The organism is Sediminispirochaeta smaragdinae DSM 11293 (assembly GCF_000143985.1).
Taxonomy (GTDB): Bacteria; Spirochaetota; Spirochaetia; order DSM-16054; family Sediminispirochaetaceae; genus Sediminispirochaeta; species Sediminispirochaeta smaragdinae.
The window spans coordinates 4,438,110-4,457,825 of the sequence record NC_014364.1; the positions used below are offsets into that span (position 1 = coordinate 4,438,110).

At 52.3% G+C, this 19,716-nt stretch carries 17 protein-coding genes; 15 read left to right on the forward strand and 2 right to left on the reverse strand.

The genetic code is table 11. The annotated features are described in order from the left end of the window. The first annotated feature begins 3 nt into the window (after positions 1 to 3). Positions 4 to 867: a zinc ribbon domain-containing protein gene (locus SPIRS_RS20680; RefSeq protein WP_013256645.1), complete on the forward strand. Its 864-nt coding sequence runs from the start codon at positions 4 to 6 to the stop codon at positions 865 to 867. On the opposite strand, the gene SPIRS_RS20685 is transcribed toward SPIRS_RS20680, so the two are convergent. Then, positions 830 to 1,603, reverse strand: coding sequence for an RsmE family RNA methyltransferase (locus tag SPIRS_RS20685; RefSeq protein ID WP_013256646.1), 774 nt, complete (start codon positions 1,601 to 1,603; stop codon positions 830 to 832). The genes SPIRS_RS20680 and SPIRS_RS20685 overlap by 38 nt on opposite strands. 91 nt (positions 1,604 to 1,694) lie before the next feature. Between SPIRS_RS20685 and SPIRS_RS20690 the strand changes: the two genes are divergently transcribed. The 5 genes from SPIRS_RS20690 to SPIRS_RS20710 all read left to right on the forward strand — a co-directional run bounded on the left by SPIRS_RS20690 (position 1,695) and on the right by SPIRS_RS20710 (position 8,733). Beyond that, positions 1,695 to 3,428, forward strand: coding sequence for an ABC transporter ATP-binding protein (locus tag SPIRS_RS20690; RefSeq protein ID WP_013256647.1), 1,734 nt, complete (start codon positions 1,695 to 1,697; stop codon positions 3,426 to 3,428). After that, positions 3,428 to 5,545 carry an ABC transporter ATP-binding protein gene (locus SPIRS_RS20695; protein ID WP_013256648.1) on the forward strand — a complete coding sequence of 706 codons (2,118 nt, stop codon included), beginning with the start codon at positions 3,428 to 3,430 and terminating at the stop codon, positions 5,543 to 5,545. The genes SPIRS_RS20690 and SPIRS_RS20695 overlap by 1 nt, the downstream gene beginning before the upstream one ends. Positions 5,546 to 5,633: 88 nt before the next feature. Beyond that, positions 5,634 to 6,644, forward strand: a complete 1,011-nt coding sequence (locus SPIRS_RS20700) for a lipoate--protein ligase (protein WP_013256649.1) — start codon at positions 5,634 to 5,636, stop codon at positions 6,642 to 6,644. Positions 6,645 to 6,702: 58 nt separating this feature from the next. Beyond that, positions 6,703 to 7,062 carry a response regulator gene (locus SPIRS_RS20705; RefSeq protein WP_041866157.1) on the forward strand — a complete coding sequence of 120 codons (360 nt, stop codon included), beginning with the start codon at positions 6,703 to 6,705 and terminating at the stop codon, positions 7,060 to 7,062. Positions 7,063 to 7,065: 3 nt separating this feature from the next. Then, the gene (locus SPIRS_RS20710; protein ID WP_013256650.1) at positions 7,066 to 8,733 is read left to right on the forward strand and encodes a peptide ABC transporter substrate-binding protein; all 1,668 of its coding nucleotides are present in this window, start codon (positions 7,066 to 7,068) and stop codon (positions 8,731 to 8,733) included. Here the strand turns inward: SPIRS_RS20710 and malQ are convergent. Beyond that, on the reverse strand, positions 8,708 to 10,276 hold the full coding sequence (gene malQ, locus SPIRS_RS20715) for a 4-alpha-glucanotransferase (protein WP_013256651.1): 1,569 nt from the start codon (positions 10,274 to 10,276) through the stop codon (positions 8,708 to 8,710). The genes SPIRS_RS20710 and malQ overlap by 26 nt on opposite strands. A 77-nt stretch (positions 10,277 to 10,353) precedes the next feature. Between malQ and SPIRS_RS20720 the strand changes: the two genes are divergently transcribed. The 9 genes from SPIRS_RS20720 (at position 10,354) to trpA (ending at position 19,659) form a co-directional block, all read left to right on the forward strand. Further along, complete coding sequence (locus tag SPIRS_RS20720; protein ID WP_013256652.1) at positions 10,354 to 10,869, forward strand: CarD family transcriptional regulator; 516 nt, start codon at positions 10,354 to 10,356, stop codon at positions 10,867 to 10,869. After that, on the forward strand, positions 10,866 to 11,567 hold the full coding sequence (locus SPIRS_RS20725) for an IspD/TarI family cytidylyltransferase (protein WP_013256653.1): 702 nt from the start codon (positions 10,866 to 10,868) through the stop codon (positions 11,565 to 11,567). The genes SPIRS_RS20720 and SPIRS_RS20725 overlap by 4 nt, the downstream gene beginning before the upstream one ends. Next, positions 11,564 to 12,064 (forward strand): 2-C-methyl-D-erythritol 2,4-cyclodiphosphate synthase, encoded by a 501-nt coding sequence (gene ispF / locus SPIRS_RS20730; protein ID WP_013256654.1) that lies wholly within the window; start codon positions 11,564 to 11,566, stop codon positions 12,062 to 12,064. Before SPIRS_RS20725 ends, ispF begins: the two co-directional genes overlap by 4 nt. Further along, positions 12,061 to 12,735, forward strand: coding sequence for an endonuclease III domain-containing protein (locus tag SPIRS_RS20735; protein ID WP_013256655.1), 675 nt, complete (start codon positions 12,061 to 12,063; stop codon positions 12,733 to 12,735). The genes ispF and SPIRS_RS20735 overlap by 4 nt, the downstream gene beginning before the upstream one ends. 260 nt (positions 12,736 to 12,995) lie before the next feature. Further along, positions 12,996 to 14,438, forward strand: a complete 1,443-nt coding sequence (locus tag SPIRS_RS20740; protein WP_013256656.1) for an anthranilate synthase component I — start codon at positions 12,996 to 12,998, stop codon at positions 14,436 to 14,438. Further along, positions 14,435 to 16,060: a bifunctional anthranilate synthase component II/anthranilate phosphoribosyltransferase gene (locus SPIRS_RS20745; RefSeq protein WP_013256657.1), complete on the forward strand. Its 1,626-nt coding sequence runs from the start codon at positions 14,435 to 14,437 to the stop codon at positions 16,058 to 16,060. Before SPIRS_RS20740 ends, SPIRS_RS20745 begins: the two co-directional genes overlap by 4 nt. Then, positions 16,050 to 17,630, forward strand: coding sequence for a phosphoribosylanthranilate isomerase (gene trpF, locus SPIRS_RS20750; RefSeq protein WP_013256658.1), 1,581 nt, complete (start codon positions 16,050 to 16,052; stop codon positions 17,628 to 17,630). The genes SPIRS_RS20745 and trpF overlap by 11 nt, the downstream gene beginning before the upstream one ends. Beyond that, the gene (gene trpB, locus SPIRS_RS20755) at positions 17,627 to 18,880 is read left to right on the forward strand and encodes a tryptophan synthase subunit beta (RefSeq protein WP_013256659.1); all 1,254 of its coding nucleotides are present in this window, start codon (positions 17,627 to 17,629) and stop codon (positions 18,878 to 18,880) included. Before trpF ends, trpB begins: the two co-directional genes overlap by 4 nt. After that, a complete protein-coding gene (gene trpA, locus SPIRS_RS20760) occupies positions 18,877 to 19,659 on the forward strand; it encodes a tryptophan synthase subunit alpha (protein ID WP_013256660.1) in 783 nt (260 codons plus the stop codon). The genes trpB and trpA overlap by 4 nt, the downstream gene beginning before the upstream one ends. Positions 19,660 to 19,716: the final 57 nt, after the last annotated feature.

Consider the following 19,716-nt stretch of genomic DNA (forward strand, 5'->3'; position numbering starts at 1 on the left):
CCTATGGCATATTGTCCCCGTTGCGGGGTCGAGGTAGAGGACAGGCTCGAAGCCTGCCCCCTCTGCGATACCCCCATCCCCCAGGAAGTAAGAGAGCACCCGGAAAAGCCCGCCAGCTTTCCAAAGGATGTTATTCCGCCCAAGCCTCTCTATCGAAAACTCACCGACCGACAGAAGAACATCCTTCGGGCCTCGCTTATTCTCTTCCTCGGCCTCTTTCCCATAGCCCTCACCGCAGGTATCGATCTTGCCAGAAACGGCGGCGTCACCTGGTCCTATTACGTTGCCGTTCCCCTTATCGGTGGCGCAAGCATCGCCTGGCTCTTTGTCAAATATGGGAAAAAGCCGCTCATCTCGGTTACCGCCATGATGCTCATCGTGCTAATCATCCAGCTATTGCTAGGGTATCGCAATGCCCCCGGCAGATTCTTCCATGCACCGGAATTTCCCTATTGTCTGGCTTCATTTGCGGCGGTGGAGCTCTTTCTTTTCTACGTCGTGAAACGCAAGCCCCCGGTACTTTTACTGCTGGCTTTTCTTGTCTTCGATGCAGCCCTTCTTATTATTACAATCGAGCTGATCACCTCTGCGACGCTTTCCTGGTCTCTGATCGTTGTATCCGCGCTTTTTCCCTTGGGACTCTACCTTATCTATGCCCGGTACGTAAAGAAAAAGGGACTGAACCTGGCCGGTTTCTTCTTTCTCGACCTCACGGTGATGATGATCGTTCTTAATCTCTCTATTCAGGGGACATTGACCTGGTCATTGATCACATCACTGATCTTTCTTCCCATATCGGCGTTCTTTTATGTGCTGCATGTGGCCTTGTTCAACGACACCGACTGGAAAAAAGCCCTTCATCTGTAGCGAGGAGAATGGCAAGGGCTGCGGTGGATGCGGTTTCTGTTCTTAAAATTCGTCCGCCAAGCCCTGCAAAGCTCCACCCTGCTTTGCTGAAAAGCTTCCGTTCGCGATCGCTCCAGCCTCGCTCGCTTCCTACCGCAAGCACGGCAGGCAGTTTTCCGGCAAATTCGAAAAGCGGTTTCGATGGAGCTACATTATCCAAGGTAATCCGCAGGTACTCCGGGGAAAATATGGCATCTGAAAGATAGTGATCGAGGCTCTCAAAGAGGCGGAGAGCGGGGATCGCTGTGGCGGCAGCCTGGACGACTCCGTCGATCAGATAGCGTTCGGCCTCTCCCGAGCTCCAGAGCTTGGCTTCCCGATAACTCCGCTCTCCGAGGTCCGTTCCGACAACACTGATGGAAGAGACCCCGAGCATGGCGGCCTCCCGCAGGATACGCTTGGCGCAGATAGGCCTGACCTGACCGACAACAAGATCCAACAGAAAGGGGCCGATTCCGGCGGATTCTTCCTGCTCCCCGGAATCGGGAACAAAGGAAAGCACGATACCATCTTCTTGTATTTCATCAACAGAAGCCTTTCCCCGGGGACCGTCGGCAATACCGGCCCTTACGACGTCACCCTTTTTCACCCCCAAAATCTTAAGCAGATGGCGGGCCCGATCATCGAATAGAGGAAGAAAGAAATTCGATCTTCCCTTATCGCTTCTATCGGAAGGGAAAAAGAGTAGAATATTCATGCTGCTCTACTATACGACCGATTTTCTTGTGCCGCAATGTGGTAGCCGACAAAAATCAAAACCCTTATATTGAAATGAAGCGAGGTTTTGTGTGCTGAAAGAGTTTAAAACCCTTTTACCCATGGTCAAAAAGTACCGCTGGTGGTATGTTGCCGGGCTTATAAGCCTTATCATTACCGATGCCGGAGAGCTGTTGATTCCCCAGATGATAAAACAGGCCACGAATATCATTGCATCGGGAAGTTTCTTCCCCGCCGCAATCGCGACCCCGGTACTTATCATGATTGCTCTGGCGGCAATCGTCGCCCTCTCCCGCTTTGGCTGGCGCTTTTTTCTTCATGGCGCAAGCAGACGTATCGAGCGGGACCTGCGGGACAAGCTCTTTGCGCACCTGCTTACCCTCTCCCCATCATTCTACGGCACCATGAAGACCGGAGATATCATGGCAAGGGCGACAAATGATATGCGTGCAATCCGTATGGCAACAGGAATGGCCCTGGTTGCCTTCATGGATGGTCTTTTTCTTACCCTTGCAATCCTCATCATCCTCTTTACGACAAATCCCGCTCTGGCCGCCATAACGATTATCCCCCTTCCCCTGATTACCATCATCATCCTTGCCTTCGGCACTGTCATAGGACAGCGATTCAAGGCCGTACAAGAGGGGTTCAGCCGACTGAGCGAACATGTCCAGGAGACGCTTTCCGGTATCCGGGTGTTAAAATCCTTCGTCCGGGAATCCTGGGCACAGGAACGATTCGTCGATACAAGCGATGCCTATATGCAGAAAAACATGCAGCTGGTAAAGCTTTGGGGCTTCTTCTTCCCCCTTATCGTGTTCATCTCGGGACTCACCTCCCTGCTTCTAATGAGATTCGGAGGAGTAGCCGTTATGCTCGGCTCTTTTACGCCTGGCGACTTTGTTGCTTTCCTTACCTACCTCTCGATGCTTCAGTGGCCCGTCATCGGTATGGGAATGACCGTCAATATGATCCAGCGGGGGGCAGCAAGCCTGGGCAGGATAAACATGATCCTCAACGAAAAACCGGACATCGTGTCTCCCCCCCGGGGGCGCACGAACATCGATCACACCGGCATCGAAATCAAGAAACTCAGCTTTTCCTATCCTGATTCGGAGATCAAGGCCCTGGATCAAGTCGATCTCATGCTTGAAGAAGGAAAAACCCTCGGCATCCTCGGAAGAACAGGAAGCGGAAAAAGTACCCTGGTTCGCATATTGCCGAGGCTTCTCGATCCCCCCTCCGGAACGGTTTTTCTCGGCGGCGTCGATATTCGGGAGTATGATCTTGAAACCTTAAGGAACGCGATAGCCCTTGTTCCCCAGGATACCTTTCTTTTCAGCGCATCGGTGCGGGAGAATATAAGCTTTGCGCGGCCGGAAGCCGATGAGAGCGAGATCATGGATGCTGCACGAATCAGCACCATAGACCGGGAAATAGAGAAATTTCCTAAAGGATGGGAAACAGAGGTGGGGGAACGTGGTCTTTCCGTATCCGGGGGACAAAAGCAGCGGATAGCAATCAGCAGGGCCATACTACCGAATCCGCCTATACTGATCTTCGATGATTCCCTTTCGGCAGTCGATACGGAAACGGAGGAAAAGATACTCAACGCCTTTCTGGAGCACCGCAAGGGGAAAAGTAATATTCTGGTAAGCCACAGGGTTTCGACCCTTCAGTGGGCCGATTATATCGTGGTGTTCGATCGGGGACGAATCATCCAGCAGGGAAGTCATACGCAGCTGCTCGCGACAGAGGGCCTCTATCGCAATATCTATCTGCTGCAACAGGAAGGGAGCCTCTGATGGAAGAAGAGAAGATCGTAAAGGGATATGACCCGGTCATCATGCGAAGATTGCTCGGATTTGTCGCTCCCTATAAAAAATTGGTCACCATCGCCCTTCTTGCAATGGTTCTGGCAACCCTTGCGGAACTTTTGGGCCCGGTTATTCTTCAGAGGTCTATCGACCAGGATATTATAAATCGATACCACCGCGTCTCTCTTTCGAAGATGGACGATGCTCTGGCCGAGCGGCTCTTTGCTCCGCCGGTCCTTCCTCAACTTTTTCACAAAAGTGATCCTCCTCTTTTCGGTGACAATCGCTTTATCACTTCATCGATGCTGGAAAGGCTCTCTGCCGAAGAACGGAAAAAACTGTTCGATGCGAACATTGTCGATACTATGGAGTGGTATCTTTCCGGCAAGTTGAACAACGCGGAAGAGCTGCTGTCAACACTACCGGCCGAAGCCGAAGCAATGCTCCAGGATGGCTGGATCGCCATGCCGGCATCATCCCTGAAAAAGCTCGACAAGGAGAGTCTCGGCCTTCTGCGTGCCAACGACCAAAAGAGCCTCTCCCACAAGACCGGTGTGTATCTTATTTTTCTCATCGTCATGCTGCTGTTTTCCTTTTTGCAGGTCTACCTCATGGCCTATACCGGCCAAGGTGTGATGAGAGGGCTCCGGGAGAAGCTTTACCATCATGTGATGAGTCAGAACCTCGGCTATCTCGGCAATGTACCGGTAGGCACTCTCGTTACGCGGGTCACCAACGACGTCGAAACCATCAACGAGCTCTTTACATCGGTGGCAACGGGATTACTCAGAGACTTTGCCACCATGGGAGGCGTCATCTTCATCCTCTTCTATCTCGATCCGCATCTCGCCCTTATCACCAGTGCAAGCCTTCCGCCGGTGGTGATTCTTGCCGTCATCTTCAGAAATCGTGCAAGAGATGCCTACAGAAGGGTGAGGATCTGGACCAGTAAGGTCAACGCCTTTTTGTCGGAACATATTTCCGGCATGGATGTGGTACAGGCCTTCCACCGGGAAAAAAGGAGTCAGGAGAACTTCCAAAAGATAAATGGACAGTTGCTTTCTGCAAATCTCGCGGAAATGTATGTCTTTGCAACCTTTCGTCCGTTGATCAGCCTTCTTACATCCATCTCCATAGGAACCGTTCTCTATTTCGGCGCTTCAATGGTCCTTAATTCGGCAGTAAGCCTCGGTGTCATGATTGCCTTCGTCAATTTGATGCAGATGTTTTACCGACCGGTCATGGACTTTACCGAGAATTTTACGATTCTCCAGTCTGCCATGGCCGGAGGAGAGCGAATTTTCAATCTCCTCGACAGAAACGAGGTGATCCCAGACAACGGTACCACGCCCATCCCTGCTCCCGTAAAAGGAAAGATAGAATTTAGCCACGTCAATTTCGGCTATACAAACGACGAACAAGTCATTCGCGATCTCTCGTTTACCATCGAACCGGGAGAAACCGTCGCCATCGTCGGTTACACGGGGGCAGGAAAGACGACCATCGCCAATCTTCTGACCAGGCTTTGGGATATTGAGGGCGGTACCGTTCTTCTGGACGGTATCAATATCTCCCGGATATCCCTATCGGAGTTGCGCTCCACCGTCGTCCCGGTCCAGCAGGATGTTTTTCTTTTTGCCGCTTCGATACGGGAAAATATTACCCTTGGCAGGGATATCCCCGAACAGAGGGTCAAAGCGGCAGCAGAAACGGTTCAAAGTGCCCCATTCATAGAGTCCCTTCCCAGGGGCTACGATACAGTGCTCAGCGAACGGGGGGCCAATCTTTCCACAGGGCAAAGGCAGTTGCTCGCTTTCACAAGGGTCGTGGCCCAGAACCCCCGGGTCATTATCCTCGACGAGGCGACGGGAAGCATCGATACCGAAACGGAAAAGCTGATTCAAAAGGCGATGGAACGGCTTACACAGGGGAGGACATCCATTGTGATAGCCCACCGCCTTTCAACCATTCAGCACGCCGACCGTATCATGGTCCTTTCAGGCGGGCGCCTGGTGGAAATGGGAAATCATGCCGCTCTGTTAGCAAAGAACGGTGTCTATGCGAACCTGTATCGCCTTCAATATAAAGACGCTGTTCAGGAATGATTCTACGTCTCGAAATCCACTTTCGGTAGAGGGCTTGGGAAAAATGTGATACAAATAGCCATTCGATAGAGAAAAGGAGGCACGTTTCATGAAAAAGGTTCGAGTCCTGCTTTCGGAGACCTATGACCCATGGTTCAACCTTGCAACGGAGGATTGGATTTTCAGAGAAATGGATCCGAAGAGTGACACTCTTTTTCTTTGGAGAAACGATAACACTGTTGTCATCGGTCGCTACCAGAACCCCTGGGAAGAGTGTAATCTCAAGGCGATGGAACGGGACAATGTAAAACTTGCCCGCAGGCAAAGCGGAGGAGGAGCCGTCTATCACGATCTGGGGAACACCAACTTTACCTTTCTTTCCGGCAGAAAAGATTACGATAAAGAGGCAAACAGCAAGATCATCATCAACGCACTCCGTCGCTTCGGCATCCACGCGGAAACATCGGGCAGAAACGATATCCTGGTCGAAGGGAAAAAGATATCGGGGAGCGCCTACAAACTCACTTCGGACCGTGCCTTTCATCACGGGACCCTGTTGATCAACGCAGCCCTTACAAAAATAGCCGACTATCTTACCCCGGAAAAGAAAAAGCTGCTTAGTAAAGGGATCTCTTCGGTACAATCCAGGGTCGCAAATCTTTCGGAATTTGTCCCCGACATCAACCATGAAGTACTTTGTGATGCAATCATCGAAAGTTTCTTTGAGGCAAAGGGGACACGATGCGATATAGAAATCCTCGACCATGAAACATTGAAACGAATCCCCCATCTATCGAGCTATTTTCAGCAGCTCTCGGCCTGGGAATGGAGATTCGGAAAGACACCCGAATTTACCTACCGCCTAAAAGAGCGCTTTGAATGGGGATCGATCGACCTCCACATAGATACAAAGGGGGGCATTATCAGGGAAGTAAGCATCTTTTCCGACTGTCTTAAGCCGGACATGGTCGAAAAACTTATCGATACCCTTCCCGGTGTGCGCTACGATTCGGTTGAGATTGCGGAAAGGATTTCTTCTCTTATGAACGAGTTGCCTTCTGCTCATCAAGAACTGGAAGATATCACCCGATGGCTTGAGCAGGCGATAGGAGATGCCTAGGACGCTGGACGATATGCGCCTAACAGGGTAGGTTTACAGTATCGTAGGGAGTCTTTCGATGATAAGAAAACGCGTCTTGTATGCCGAGGATGAGTTTATCAACAGAAAATTGATCGAAATACGTCTTCGCAAAGAAGGGATTGTATGTGACCTGGCTGAAAACGGTAGACAGGCCCTCGATCTCTTCCGTAGTCGCAGGTATGATCTGGTAATCCTCGATAATTATATGCCGGAGCTTAATGGTGCGGATGTCGCGCGATCGATTCGATCAGAAAACACGGCTATCCCCATCATTGCAATCACCAGCGACGATGAAGAAATTCCCACCCTCAAAAAAGCCGGATGTAATGAAATTTTTATCAAACCGCTGTATGGACCGGCCTATATGCAGCGTATTCTCAAACATTTACAGGATTAACCAATGAAAACAACGACAAAAATCGTAACGATCAGCCTGCTCTTCTGTGTGCTCCTTGCTTCCTGCCAGAGTACGGCAGAATCCCAGGCAGATCCCCCAAAACCCGAAGATCGGTCTCAACCACAAAGCGAAAATCAGGCACAAGAGCCGCAGGCAAACGACGAAAACATGCTGGTCGTCTCACTCTCTCCGCCAAAGATCAACCTTGATCCGCTCCATACCTTTACCAGTACCGAGGCACAAATTTATACGGCCATCTACGAGGGGCTGGTTACCTATCACCCCTTTACCCTCGAGCCGATGCCGGCGGTTGCCGAATACTGGGAGATCTCTTCCGACAGAAAAACCTATCGTTTTCACATACGGGAAAGTGCCCGATATTGGAACGGAGACCAAGTGGAGCCCGAACATTTTCGAGACACCTGGCTGGCTCTGATTAATCCTGCAAATCCCGGCGAATATGGTTCCCTGCTCGATATCATAAAGGGCGCAAGAGATTATCGTCTCGGCCTAAACGATGATCCAACTTCGGTAGGCATTACCGTTCCCGAGCCTGGGATCCTCCAAGTCGAATTGGAAAAACCGGCCCCTCATTTCCTCAAGATTCTCTGCCATCACAGTTTTTCCCCTCTGCATCCGAAGATGCTTGAGGTTAAAGACTGGAGCAACATGACAACGGTTCTGGGTAACGGCCCCTTTACCATTGTGGAGTCAAACGATACGGAAATGGTGCTGAAAAAGAATCAGCTTTACTGGGATAGTAACGCCGTTCACCTCGATGGAATAAACATCGTCTATAGCGACGACGGGAAATGGGCGGCGAGGTCGATAGACAACGGGACACTTCACTGGGCAGAAGGTAATGTTGATTTCGACATCCTTGAAAACAAAGAGGCCATGATCCTCAATCCGGTCTTTTCGACAACCTACTTTTTCTTTTCTTCCTCTTCCAGCCAAAGCGAAAGCTATAACAATCCTCAGCTGCGTAGAGCTCTAGGCCTTCTGGTTCCCTGGGATGAGGTGAGAAGCACCCAATATATGTATCTTCCTACCGACTCCCTGGTACCCCAGATATCAGGGTATCCCACTGTTCACGGTATCGCCGCCACGGATTCCGAAACAGCGATGAAGCTCCTCGACGAGGCGGGATTTTCCGACGGCAAAGGGCTTCCGGAAATCAAATTCTTAATTCCTGAAGGAACGGAAGCGCAGCGCATCGCCGACTTGATGGCCGAAGCCTGGAGGAAGGCCCTTGGGGTGAAGGTGACGATTGAAAACGCCGGTTTTGGTGACTATTATGAGAGGATCAAGAATGAAGATTTTACCCTCGGAGTCCTGACATGGGTGGGAGATTTCGCCGATCCCCTCTCTTTTCTTCAGATGTGGACCAGCGATGCTGCCCTAAATGTCGGGAAATACCATAACGACCGATACGATGCAATGGTCTCAGAAGCCGCTACGGAAGAAAACGAAATTGAACGTTATAAAGAGATGGCAACGGCGGAACAGCTACTGCTTGATGATGCTACGGTTTTGCCTATCAAACATGCCCCCGCGTTTAATATTATCGATCTTGACCGGGTAAGGGGATGGTTCCCCAATCCCCTTGATATCCATCCGTTCAAGTATCTTGAATTCGAACAATTCATTCTTCCGGACGGGGTTGTTTAGGCCGGGGAAGCCGTCCGTACAGCCATGCAAGCTCCCGGGCCCGGCCGGCGACCCAGTCGTTGGCCACTCCGGGGGTCATGCGCCAACTCCAGTTTCCCCCGATCGTCGACGGAAGATTCATTCTGGCATCGGTATTCAAAACCAAGAAATCCTGCATGGGAATGATTGCATACTTCGCCACCGAAGCATAGGCGGTCCTGATCAGGTCCCAGACAATATCGTCGTCCGGACGGGCCAAATAACGACGGACTAAATCCCGCTCCGTATCGTTGATAGAACGATACCAGCCGAGGGTGGTATCGTTGTCGTGAGTACCGGTATACACTACGCAGTTTTTATCATAGGTATGAGGCAAGAATCCGTTTGTCGCGGTAAGATTCCCGTCGCGGTCATGCTCAAAGGCAAACTGCAGAACCTTCATGCCGGGGAATGCGTAACGGTCCCGAAGCCCAACCACCTCCGGAGTAATGACACCAAGGTCTTCGGCAAGGATGGGGATGGGGCCGAGACGCTTTATTACCGCATCGAAGAGTTCTTTCCCCGGAGCCTTGACCCATGTACCTTTGACCGCGGTCTTCTCCTTGACAGGGATCTTCCAGTAGGCTTCAAAGCCCCGGAAATGGTCGATACGAATGATGTCGACCACATTGAGCATCGCCTGAATACGGTGAATCCACCAGGAGAACCCCTCTTTTCTCATGGCATCCCAATCATAGAGGGGATTTCCCCATCGCTGTCCCGTAGGAGAGAAATAGTCCGGTGGGACTCCTGCAACATGCGTAGGCATAGCTTTTTCATCGGTTAAGAAAAGGTGGCGTTCGGCCCAGATATCCGAACTGTCGGGACTTACAAAAATGGGAATATCCCCGATGATGGAAATTCCCCGCTCGTTGGCATAGGCCTTGAGCTCTCGCCACTGTTCATAGAAGAAGAACTGAAGGACCATGTGTTCTTCAATCTCTCGCTGATGCCCGGCTGAAAAGGCCTCCAATGCCTCGGCATCCCTTAGCGCAAGGGCTTTATCCCAGTAGACGTTCCAGCTTGCATCCTCGACACCCTCTTCTTCGGCTTTTGCATCGTAGAATTCCTTGATGGTTGCAAAAAGAGCGAAATCATTGAGCCATGAGGCCTTCTCTTCGCAAAATTCGCCAAAGGCTTCCAAACGACTTGCATTGCCACTGTCGAGAAAACGGCCGGCCGCGTGACGAAGCAGGGGCTCCTTCCAGGAACGTACCCGTGCATAATCCACGGTGCATATGGGAAAATCCGGAATATGCTCCACCATCCGAGCAGGAAGATCCCCCTGTTCGAGAAGGCGATCGATGCTGATCAGCAAAGGGTTGCCGGCAAATGTCGAAAGGCACTGGTACGGCGACTCACCATAACCGGTAGGCCCCAGGGGAAGAACCTGCCAAAGAGTGATACCAGCCCGTTCCAGAAAATCGATAAAACGATATGCTTCACCGCCCAAATCTCCGATTCCATAAGAGCCCGGTAGAGAAACCGGGTGAAAAAGAACTCCCGCTCTTCGTTCCCCAACCATAAAACACCCTCCATAGAAGGCAGTATAATCAATCGGCCCCTTTGACGAAATGGGTACTTTTCGATAGTATGCCATATATGGAAGCTGATAATTCTATCCTGGATACCCCTGCATTCAAGGTTAACCAGCACGTGGTATACCCACTTCAAGGAGTGGGCATCATTACCGATATTCAAGAACGGGTACTTAAAGGGAAAAAGACCCTTTACTATGTCATCTATCTGGAACTTTCGGACATGACCGTGATGATCCCGACCGATAAGACCGACGAGAGGGGCATTCGTGCAATTGTACCGAAGGAAGAGGCAGAAAAGGCGCTTCAACTCATAAGTGAAGAGTATGAACCCGTTACCGCAGACTGGAAAATGCGATACCAGATGAATCTTGATCTTTTGCGAAGCGGAAGCATCAACGACATCGCCACCGTGGTTCGTGCACTTTATCATCGAAGTAAGGTAAAAGAACTTCCGATACAGGAACGAAAGCTCTACGACGATGCGATGAAGATTCTTATTGATGAGGTAACCTGCTCTCTCGGCAAGAAAAAAAGCGATGTAGAGGAACTCATCTTCGAACGGTTGGAGAGTGAGTGAAATCGGAGGTTCTTCCCTCGGCACTTTTGCTTACCGCCGCGGGAAGCAGTTCTCGATTTCTTGCCTCGAGTGCTCAAAGACAAAAAAAAGAGTATGCGGATATTGCCGGAGTTCCTGTCCTTCTGCATGCTCTTGAACCCTTTCTTCGAATTTCAACAGTCAGAAACATCGTCATTACCTGTCCTGCGGGAGATGAAGAGGTAGTTACCCATCTGCTGCAGGATTGGCCGTTTGCCCCGCTTCTCGAAAACCGCTTTCCGTTCTTGGTTTCCGGAGGTTCCAGCAGGCAAGCCTCGGTACTTGCAGGGTTAGAGGCCCTTGAAGGAAGCGGTGCCGCTATCGTCTTGATCCACGACGGTGCAAGACCCTGGATAACGAAAGAAGTCATCGAACGGGTGATGCACGGAGTCGAAGAACACGGCGCAGCAATCCCCGTGGCCCCCTCCACCAGCGCCATGAAAATGGTAGATGAGTCAGGAAAAATCCTTCGCCACCTGCCCCGCAGCCAGACGGTAGAGGCACAGACGCCCCAAGGCTTTCGCTTTCCTGAAATTCTCACCGCCCATCGAAAGGTCTTCGGTGACGGAAAACTCTATATCGACGATGCCGAGGTCTATGATAAGGTCATTGGGCCGGTTTTCACCGTCGACGGGGACCCAAATAATCGAAAAATCACGTACAGGAGCGACCTATCATGAGTAACTTGCGAATCGGTCAAGGCTGGGATCTTCATCGCCTTGCATCCGGCCGACGCCTTATCATCGGTGGCGTAGAGATTCCCTCACCAAAGGGAGAAGTTGGGCATAGTGATGGCGACGTCCTTATTCACGCCCTTATCGATGCCCTGCTCGGAGCCGCCTCCCTCGGAGATATCGGCAGCCACTTTCCTCCTTCCGATGATCGCTGGAAAGATGCCGACAGTGGCGATCTCCTTCGAAAGAGCCTTAAGTTGATCAGGGAAGCTGGCTTCCGTCCGGTACATGTCGACTCCACCGTGATTCTTCAGGAAATCAGGCTTTCCGGCTATCGGGAAACGATTAGGAATAAGCTGGCACAATTGCTCGAGCTTTCCGTCGAACAGGTGTCGGTAAAGGCAAAAACAAAGGAGGGGGTTGATGCAACCGGTCACGGCGAAGCCATCGAGGCAATGGTGGTGGTGCTCCTTGGTGAAGACGATCCCTCTGTCTGGTTATGAACACGGCTGAACATCTTTCCATCGAGCGTTACGGAGGGTGGAATCTCCTCATTGAGAACATTCGCAAGGCCACGGGACGTGCACCGGTCCCCTCGGTTACGGCGGTTGCCGACGAGGTAAGGGACCCCTACCGTGTTCTTGTTAGTACCATTATCAGTCTGCGTACAAAAGATGCGGTAACCCTTGAGTCTTCCAGGCGGCTCTTCCAAGAAGCACCGGACCTCGGATCCCTGGCAGCCATGGATACAGAACAGATAGCAAAGCTGATTTATCCCGCTGGTTTTTACCGGGTAAAGGCCGCACAGTTGAAGACGATTGCGATGAAACTGAAAGAAACGGGGGTTCCGGCAGAGCGCGACCGCTTACTTGCACTTCCCGGGGTCGGCAGAAAAACGGCCAACCTTGTCCTTGGCCTTGCCTTCGGTATTCCTGCAATATGCGTAGATGTCCATGTTCACCGTATTTCCAACAGATTGGGATTGATTACCACCACAACCCCGGAAAAAAGTGAAATGGCCCTCGAGGCTATCTTGCCCCGCCGGTACTGGATTGAAATCAACACCCTATTCGTGGCCTTTGGCCAAACACTTTGTAAACCGGTCAGTCCGCTTTGCTCGCGCTGTCCTCTTGCAGACGTCTGTCCTCAAAACGGGGTTGAACGCAGCAGATAAGGGTAAATTACGCCCTAATAAAATCATTTTTTTGCACGTTTCTATTTATAGTAACTTGACAAAAAAAGAAGGCCCTTTTAAGATATGGTTATGGAAAAGAAAAGCCTTATAACATCGATACAGAATAATTGGTGGGCCTGGCAGCTGTAGCTGGGTCCTGGAGACGAGATATTCGCGGACCCATAGCAAGGGCCCGCGGTTTTTTTTTGCAAAAGACCGCCAAAAGGCGGTCTTTTTTTATGACCTCAACAGGAGAAAACATGAAAAGAGAACCGAAAGAACAGGACAAAGAAAAACATCTGATCAAGATGATCCCGGGCAACGGCAGAGCTCCCCATCAGCTGGCCCGTCTGCTCAATGCAAAAATGCTCCTTGAATCGGCATCCTTCGAAGATGGGAAGGCCCGCTATTCCCTGATCATGGTAGATGAGGCCTTCCGTCTCGTTCAGCGAAAAGATCAAATCTACTTCAAATGTCCGGAAGATCGAAGAGAGCTTCGTTACGATGTACAGGGAGATATTCTCGATGCTCTGAACGAGATTGCTAATCGATATGCCCCACCCCATCAGGACTTTCCCTTCCCCGCCGGCGGAGTTGGCTATGTAAGTTACGAATTCTCGGCCAAATGCGACACCATACACTTTATCGACAGGGAAGACCCTCTCGATATGCCGGAAGCCCTCTTCCTCTTTGGCCATCGCTTTGTCATCGTCGACCACCGCACAAGTTTGCTCTACCTGATCGGAATCAACTACCGGGAACACCGCATCAATATAGAATCTGCAATGACCGAACTTGAACAGCTCCTTGCCAAACAATCAGTTCTGCAAGAACCAGTTGCGAAAACGATGACAGTAAAGCATGGCACAGTGGTCTCCGGACGTTCGGAGGAAGAGCGGGAATGGTATCTCAAAGGAGTTCAGAGGGTACGGGAGGAGATTATTGCAGGAAATCTTCTCCAGGGAGTCCTCTCGAGAAGGATTGTCTTCGAGAGCGACATGTCGGCCATCGATGCTTATGTACGGCTGCGGGCAGGTGACCCCTCCCCGTATCATTTCTATTTCGATTTCGGCGACTGCCAGCTTTTCGGAGCATCCCCGGAGGTCCACGTTTCGGTCAAGGAAGGAACAGCATCCATGAAACCTATTGCAGGGACAAAACGACGAGGAAAAAGTCGGGAGGAGGATATTGAGGCGGAGATGGCGCTTCGGGAAGATCCGAAGGAAAAAGCCGAACACCTTATGCTGGTCGATCTTGCCCGAAACGATCTCGGAAGGGTGTGTAAACCGGGAACAATAAAGGTGGACGACTTTATGAGCATAGAACGCTTTTCCCAGGTGATGCATATCGTCTCCAGGGTTTCGGGCAAACTTGCCCCCGGCAAAGAGGGAATAGATGCACTGAGAGCGACCTTTCCGGCCGGTACCGTTAGCGGGGCACCTAAAATCAAGGCCATCGAGATCCTCGATGCCATCGAACCCCACAGGAGGGGGTTCTATTCAGGCGTTGTCGGCTATCTGGAACCCGGTGGGAACCTCGATAGCTGTATCACCATCAGATCTGCCCTGAAAAAAGAGGGGAGATTTATCCTACAGGCCGGAGCCGGACTTGTGTACGACTCCATACCTGAAAACGAATACGACGAAACAGAAGCAAAACTTTCGGCCCTTGCACAGGCCGTCGGATTGGAGGCAAAAGCATGATTGTATTGATCGATAACTACGATTCCTTTACCTACAACCTTTTCCAGATGATCAGCGAATTGAGCAGCGAAGAGGTAACGGTGCTGCGTAACGACGAAACGAACATCAAAAGCATCGAAGCATTGGCCCCTTCAAAAATCGTCATCAGCCCCGGGCCGGGCCGTCCGGAAGAGGCGGGAATTACCTTGGAAGTAATCCGTCATTTTGTGGGAAGACTTCCCATTCTCGGAATCTGTCTCGGTCACCAAGCCATTGCGGCCGCCTTTGGTGCCAAGATCGTCGGAGCAAAGCATATCTGCCACGGTAAGGCCGAATACATGGATCTCGACGGCCGGGGGCTCTTTCGCTCCGTCCCGTCTCCATCGACCTTTACCAGATACCACTCCCTTGCTGTAGATGAGGCAACGCTTCCCGACTGTTTCGAGGTCTCGGCACGTAGCAGCGACGGAGAGATCATGGGAATACGCCACAAGGAACATGTGATCGAAGGGGTACAATTTCATCCCGAATCGGTAGGATCAGCGGAAGGCAGAAGGATCCTCGGAAATTTTCTCCACTATCACCGTGAATCATTCTCACCCAAGGCCTACATATCCAGGATGCTCATTGGTGAACACCTCAGTAGAAGTGAAGCCGAAAATATCATGGAAGACCTAACCGACGGAAACCTGACGCCAAGTCAGATTGCAGGTTTTTTGGTTGCCATGAACGCCAAGGGGATTACGCCGGAAGAGATAGCGGGATGTGCTGCCGTACTCCAGCGAAAACGTACCCCCCTTGTAGCGGAGGGCAATCTCCTGGACACCTGCGGAACCGGCGGGGATGAAATCGGCACCTTCAACATCAGCAGTTTCGCGGCCCTGGCCGCGGCCGCATGCGGGGCAAAGGTGGCAAAGCACGGGAACAGAGCGGTTTCAAGCCGTAGCGGAAGCGCCGACTTTTATCAGGCCCTCGGCATACGAACGGGTTTGAAACCTGCCGGAGCGGCAAAAGTACTGGAAGAGACCGGCTTCTCCTTTCTTTTCGCCCCAACCTACCACAGCGCCATGCGCTTTGCAGCAACACCGAGGCGGGAACTCGGTATAAAAACCATCATGAATCTCTTAGGTCCCCTGGTAAACCCCGCGGCAGCCCAATATCAGATCATCGGGGTCTTCGATGAGGCCTATTGCGAACCCATGGCACAGGCGGCGCATATGCTCGGGATCAAACGAGTAATGGTAGTATACGGAACCGACGGGCAGGATGAAATTTCCGTATGTGCCCCATCCAGAATCGTTATGATGGAGGAGGACGGCACCATGACCACAAGCACCTTCGATCCCAAAGAACTTGGAATCGCTTCTCATCCCTTAGAGGAGCTTATAGGAGGAGATGGACAGGAAAACGGCAAACTTGCAAAAGAGATCCTCGAAGGAAAGGGGCGGACAGCCATACGGGATGCGGTTGCAGTAAACGGTGGCGCTGCCCTGACGGTCTACGGCATAAGTGAATCGATCCGGGAAGGGACCGAGATGGTTATGAAAGCCCTTAGCGACGGCTCTGTAAAGCGACAGCTGGAAGCAGTTGTTGCAAGCAGCGCCAGGATCGCAATGGAAGAGGAGCGGGGTGATGTCGCCTGAGACAGCCGGTACAAAGCTTCCCAATATTCTCGAGCGGATCGTTACAAGGCGCAGGGAGCGCCTTACAGCAGAAGGAAGCCTTCTTTCGGCCCAGGAGCCTTCATGGGGAAAAAACAAGGCTCCTGCCCCTCTGCCTTTTCTTCCCCAGGGAGGGCTTATCTGTGAAGTAAAGCGGAAAAGTCCAAGCAGGGGCCACATAGCCGAGATCACGGACCCGGTCGCTCTGGCAAAGCGATACCAACAATTGGGAGCCTCGGCAATATCCGTACTCACCGAGGAAGACCACTTTGGAGGCTCTCTCAACGATTTGGCAACGATCAAAGAAAAGCTTCCCGATATGCCGCTTCTGCGCAAAGATTTTCTCTTCGATGGTGAGGATGTAGTGGTAAGCAGGCGTTTCGGGGCAGATGCAGTGCTCCTCATCACCCGGATTCTCGAACAAAGCGCCGTTGAAGAAATGTTCTCCGCTGCCCGAGAACTGGGCATGACGGTACTTGCCGAGGCCCACAGCAGGGAAGATATTGAAAGGCTCAGGGGCTTCGCACCAAAGCTCATCGGCATCAACAGCAGGGACCTGGCAAGCTTTCGGATCGACCCCTTCGGCCCCGCCGCCCTTGCCGATGCCATCCAGTGGCCCACCGTTCTTGTCTGGGAATCCGGGATTCTCGGCGCCGAAGAGGCGAAGATCGCAGCAGGATGCGGCTTTGCCGCAGCCCTTGTCGGAGAGGGAGTGGTCACCGCCCCGGAAAGAATTCCCGATATCACTACAGCACTCTCGGCAGCGGACCAGAAAAACAACGCTCCCTTTTTCTGGAAAGCCCTGGCCGTTAAGCAAGCTGCCCTGCAAGATGCAGCCCCAAATGGAGAGAGACCAGAGAGGCCGCGCCCCTTGGTGAAGCTCTGCGGCATTACCCGCATGGAAGATGCGCAAAAGGCGGCCGAGGCCGGAGCGGACATTCTTGGATTCATTCTCGCCCCATCCAAACGCAAAGCAGAGGCCGACTTCATTCGATCGGTTGCTTCTGCGGCACAGGATAGGCCGGATTCCCCCCTTGGCAGAGCACTACGGGTGGCGGTCATTGTAGAAAGGAAAGAGGGAATAGAGGCAAAAGAGCAGATTGATCAAGCCAGAAAGCTGCTGGCAGAGGGGGCTATCCACGGGGTCCAGCTCCACGGCGATAGTTCCCCTGAGCTTTGCGCCGCCACCGCTTTCCCCTATTTTAAGGCGTTGCGGCCCTCCTCGATTGCCGAGGCAAAACAGCTGGCTGCAACGCCGAAAGAGGGAGGGTACCGTTGCCCAAGGATACTTGTCGATGCCTTTTCATCAGAGGCCTATGGAGGAACGGGAAAAGCGGTGGACCCGGATATCGTGCGGGCCGTCATCGAGCGCTCGGGCAGGCCGCTCTGGCTTGCCGGGGGTATCACTCCGGAAAATGTGGAAGCCATTGTAACACGCTATAAGCCGGAGCTTATCGACATAGCTTCGGGCGTGGAAGAGGGGCCGGGAATCAAGGACCACCATCGTATCGAACAGCTTTTCGAAGCAATACAAAGGAGCTGCATATCATGAATAGAGAGGATTCGAAGAAGTCAGGATACTTCGGTCGCTTTGGAGGAGCATATGTTGCCGAAGTGTTGAGACCGGCCCTTCTGGAGCTTGAGACAGCCTTTGGCAAGGCTATGAAGGATCAGAGTTTCCTCGCAGAGCTTGATAGGATCGGGAAAGAGTATATCGGCCGTCCGACCCCCCTACTCCATGCCAAAAACGCCAGCCGGGCTATCGGCGGGGCCGAGATGTACATTAAACTTGAGGGTTTGGCCAACACCGGAGCCCATAAGATCAACAACGCCGTGGGACAGGCCATGCTTGCAAAGCGAATGGGCAAGACGCGCATCATCGCCGAAACAGGGGCAGGCCAACATGGTCTTGCCACTGCAGCTGCTTGTGCACGCCTCGGTTTGGAATGTGTCATTTATATGGGGGAGAAAGACCATAGGCGTCAGCGTCCTAATGTTATGTATATGGAGTTTTTCGGCGCTACGGTTATCCCCGTAAAGGGCGGTTCCGGGACCCTTAAGGATGCGGTAAACGAGGCCCTTCGGGACTGGGCCGGAAGTTTTTCAAACACCCACTACCTTATCGGGTCGGCACTGGGTCCTGCCCCCTTTCCAGCAATTGTAAAAGCGTTTCAGTCCGTCATTGGAAGGGAAACCGAGCAGCAACTCTCGGAGGCCGGGGTAAAAGCCGACCTTCTGGTCGCATGTGTCGGGGGCGGGAGCAATTCCATCGGCTTCTTCTCTCCCTGGATAGATGAGCCGACCTTGAATGAGCACCTAAAGACCAGGCTATTGGGAGCAGAAGCAGGAGGAAAGGGCAGGGCCCCAGGAGAGCACGCAGCACGTATGGACGGCTCAGGAAAGGAAGGAATCTTTCAGGGCTACAAGAGCCTCTTTCTCCTTGACGAAGACGGTCAGGTCTACGGTACCCACTCCATCAGCGCCGGTCTCGATTACCCGGGCATCGGCCCACGGCTCGCCTGGGAGCATGAACAGGGCAGGATCGAATTTACGAGGGTAAGCGACGAACAGGCCCTGGAGGCCCTGCGTTTCTTTGCAAAGACCGAGGGCACCCTTTTTGCCCTGGAATCCGCCCATGCCGGGTACGCGGCCATGCAGGAGGCAAAACGCCTCGGTCCGGGAAAGGTCATCGTTATCAATATGTCGGGACGAGGTGATAAAGACCTTTTCATCACCGCAGCAAACGAAAAACCGAAAGAATGGGCGGAGTTCCTCCGCCGTGAAGCGGAGGCCTTATCATGAAGAAAACGAATAGCAAGGATGGCAGCCATAGCCGTCCTCTTTTGATGGCACATCTTATCGCCGGCTATCCCGACCTTGCCACAAGCCTCGAGATAGCAAAAGCCCTTGTCGAAGGGGGTGCCCAAATGCTCGAACTGCAGATGCCCTCCTCCGATCCTGCTGCCGACGGGCCTGCCATCCAAGCGGCCTGTACCCAGGCCCTTGATCGAGGACTTCGCCTTGATCACGGTTTTGAACTTGCCAAACGTATTGTCGAGGCAACCAAGGTACCTCTTTACATCATGGCATACGCCTGTCAGATATACGCCCGAGGCATCAAGCGATTTGTCGATGATAGCAGTAAAGCAGGGGCGGCCGGAATCATCGCACCGGACCTTCCAGTGGGAGAAGATGAAGGACTTTACGCGGCCTGTGCACAGAGCGGCTTGGATTGTGTACCGGTCATCCCTATTACCGCACCTCAAAAACGGGTAGAGGAGATTATGGCCGCTGCCAGACCCGCCCGCTGGGTCTACACAGCTCTCAGAGCGGGAATTACCGGTTCGCAAACGAAACTCACCTCTGAGGCCATGGCACTACTCGAAGATATTCGGCAACGGGGAGCCAGGACCATTGCAGGTTTTGGTATCTCAAGTAAAGGTCAGATAGAGCTGCTTGCAGGCCACAGCGATGCAGTGGTAGCAGGGACCTTCTTTGTTCGGACAATTGCAAAGGCTCAATTAGAGGGAGAAGCCCCGACAACTGCAGTTCGGATCGCTGCAGAGAAGCTTTTGAGCTAATGATATAACACAGGTCCCGATTCCTTTGTACAACAACACACACCGGTACCTGCCTGA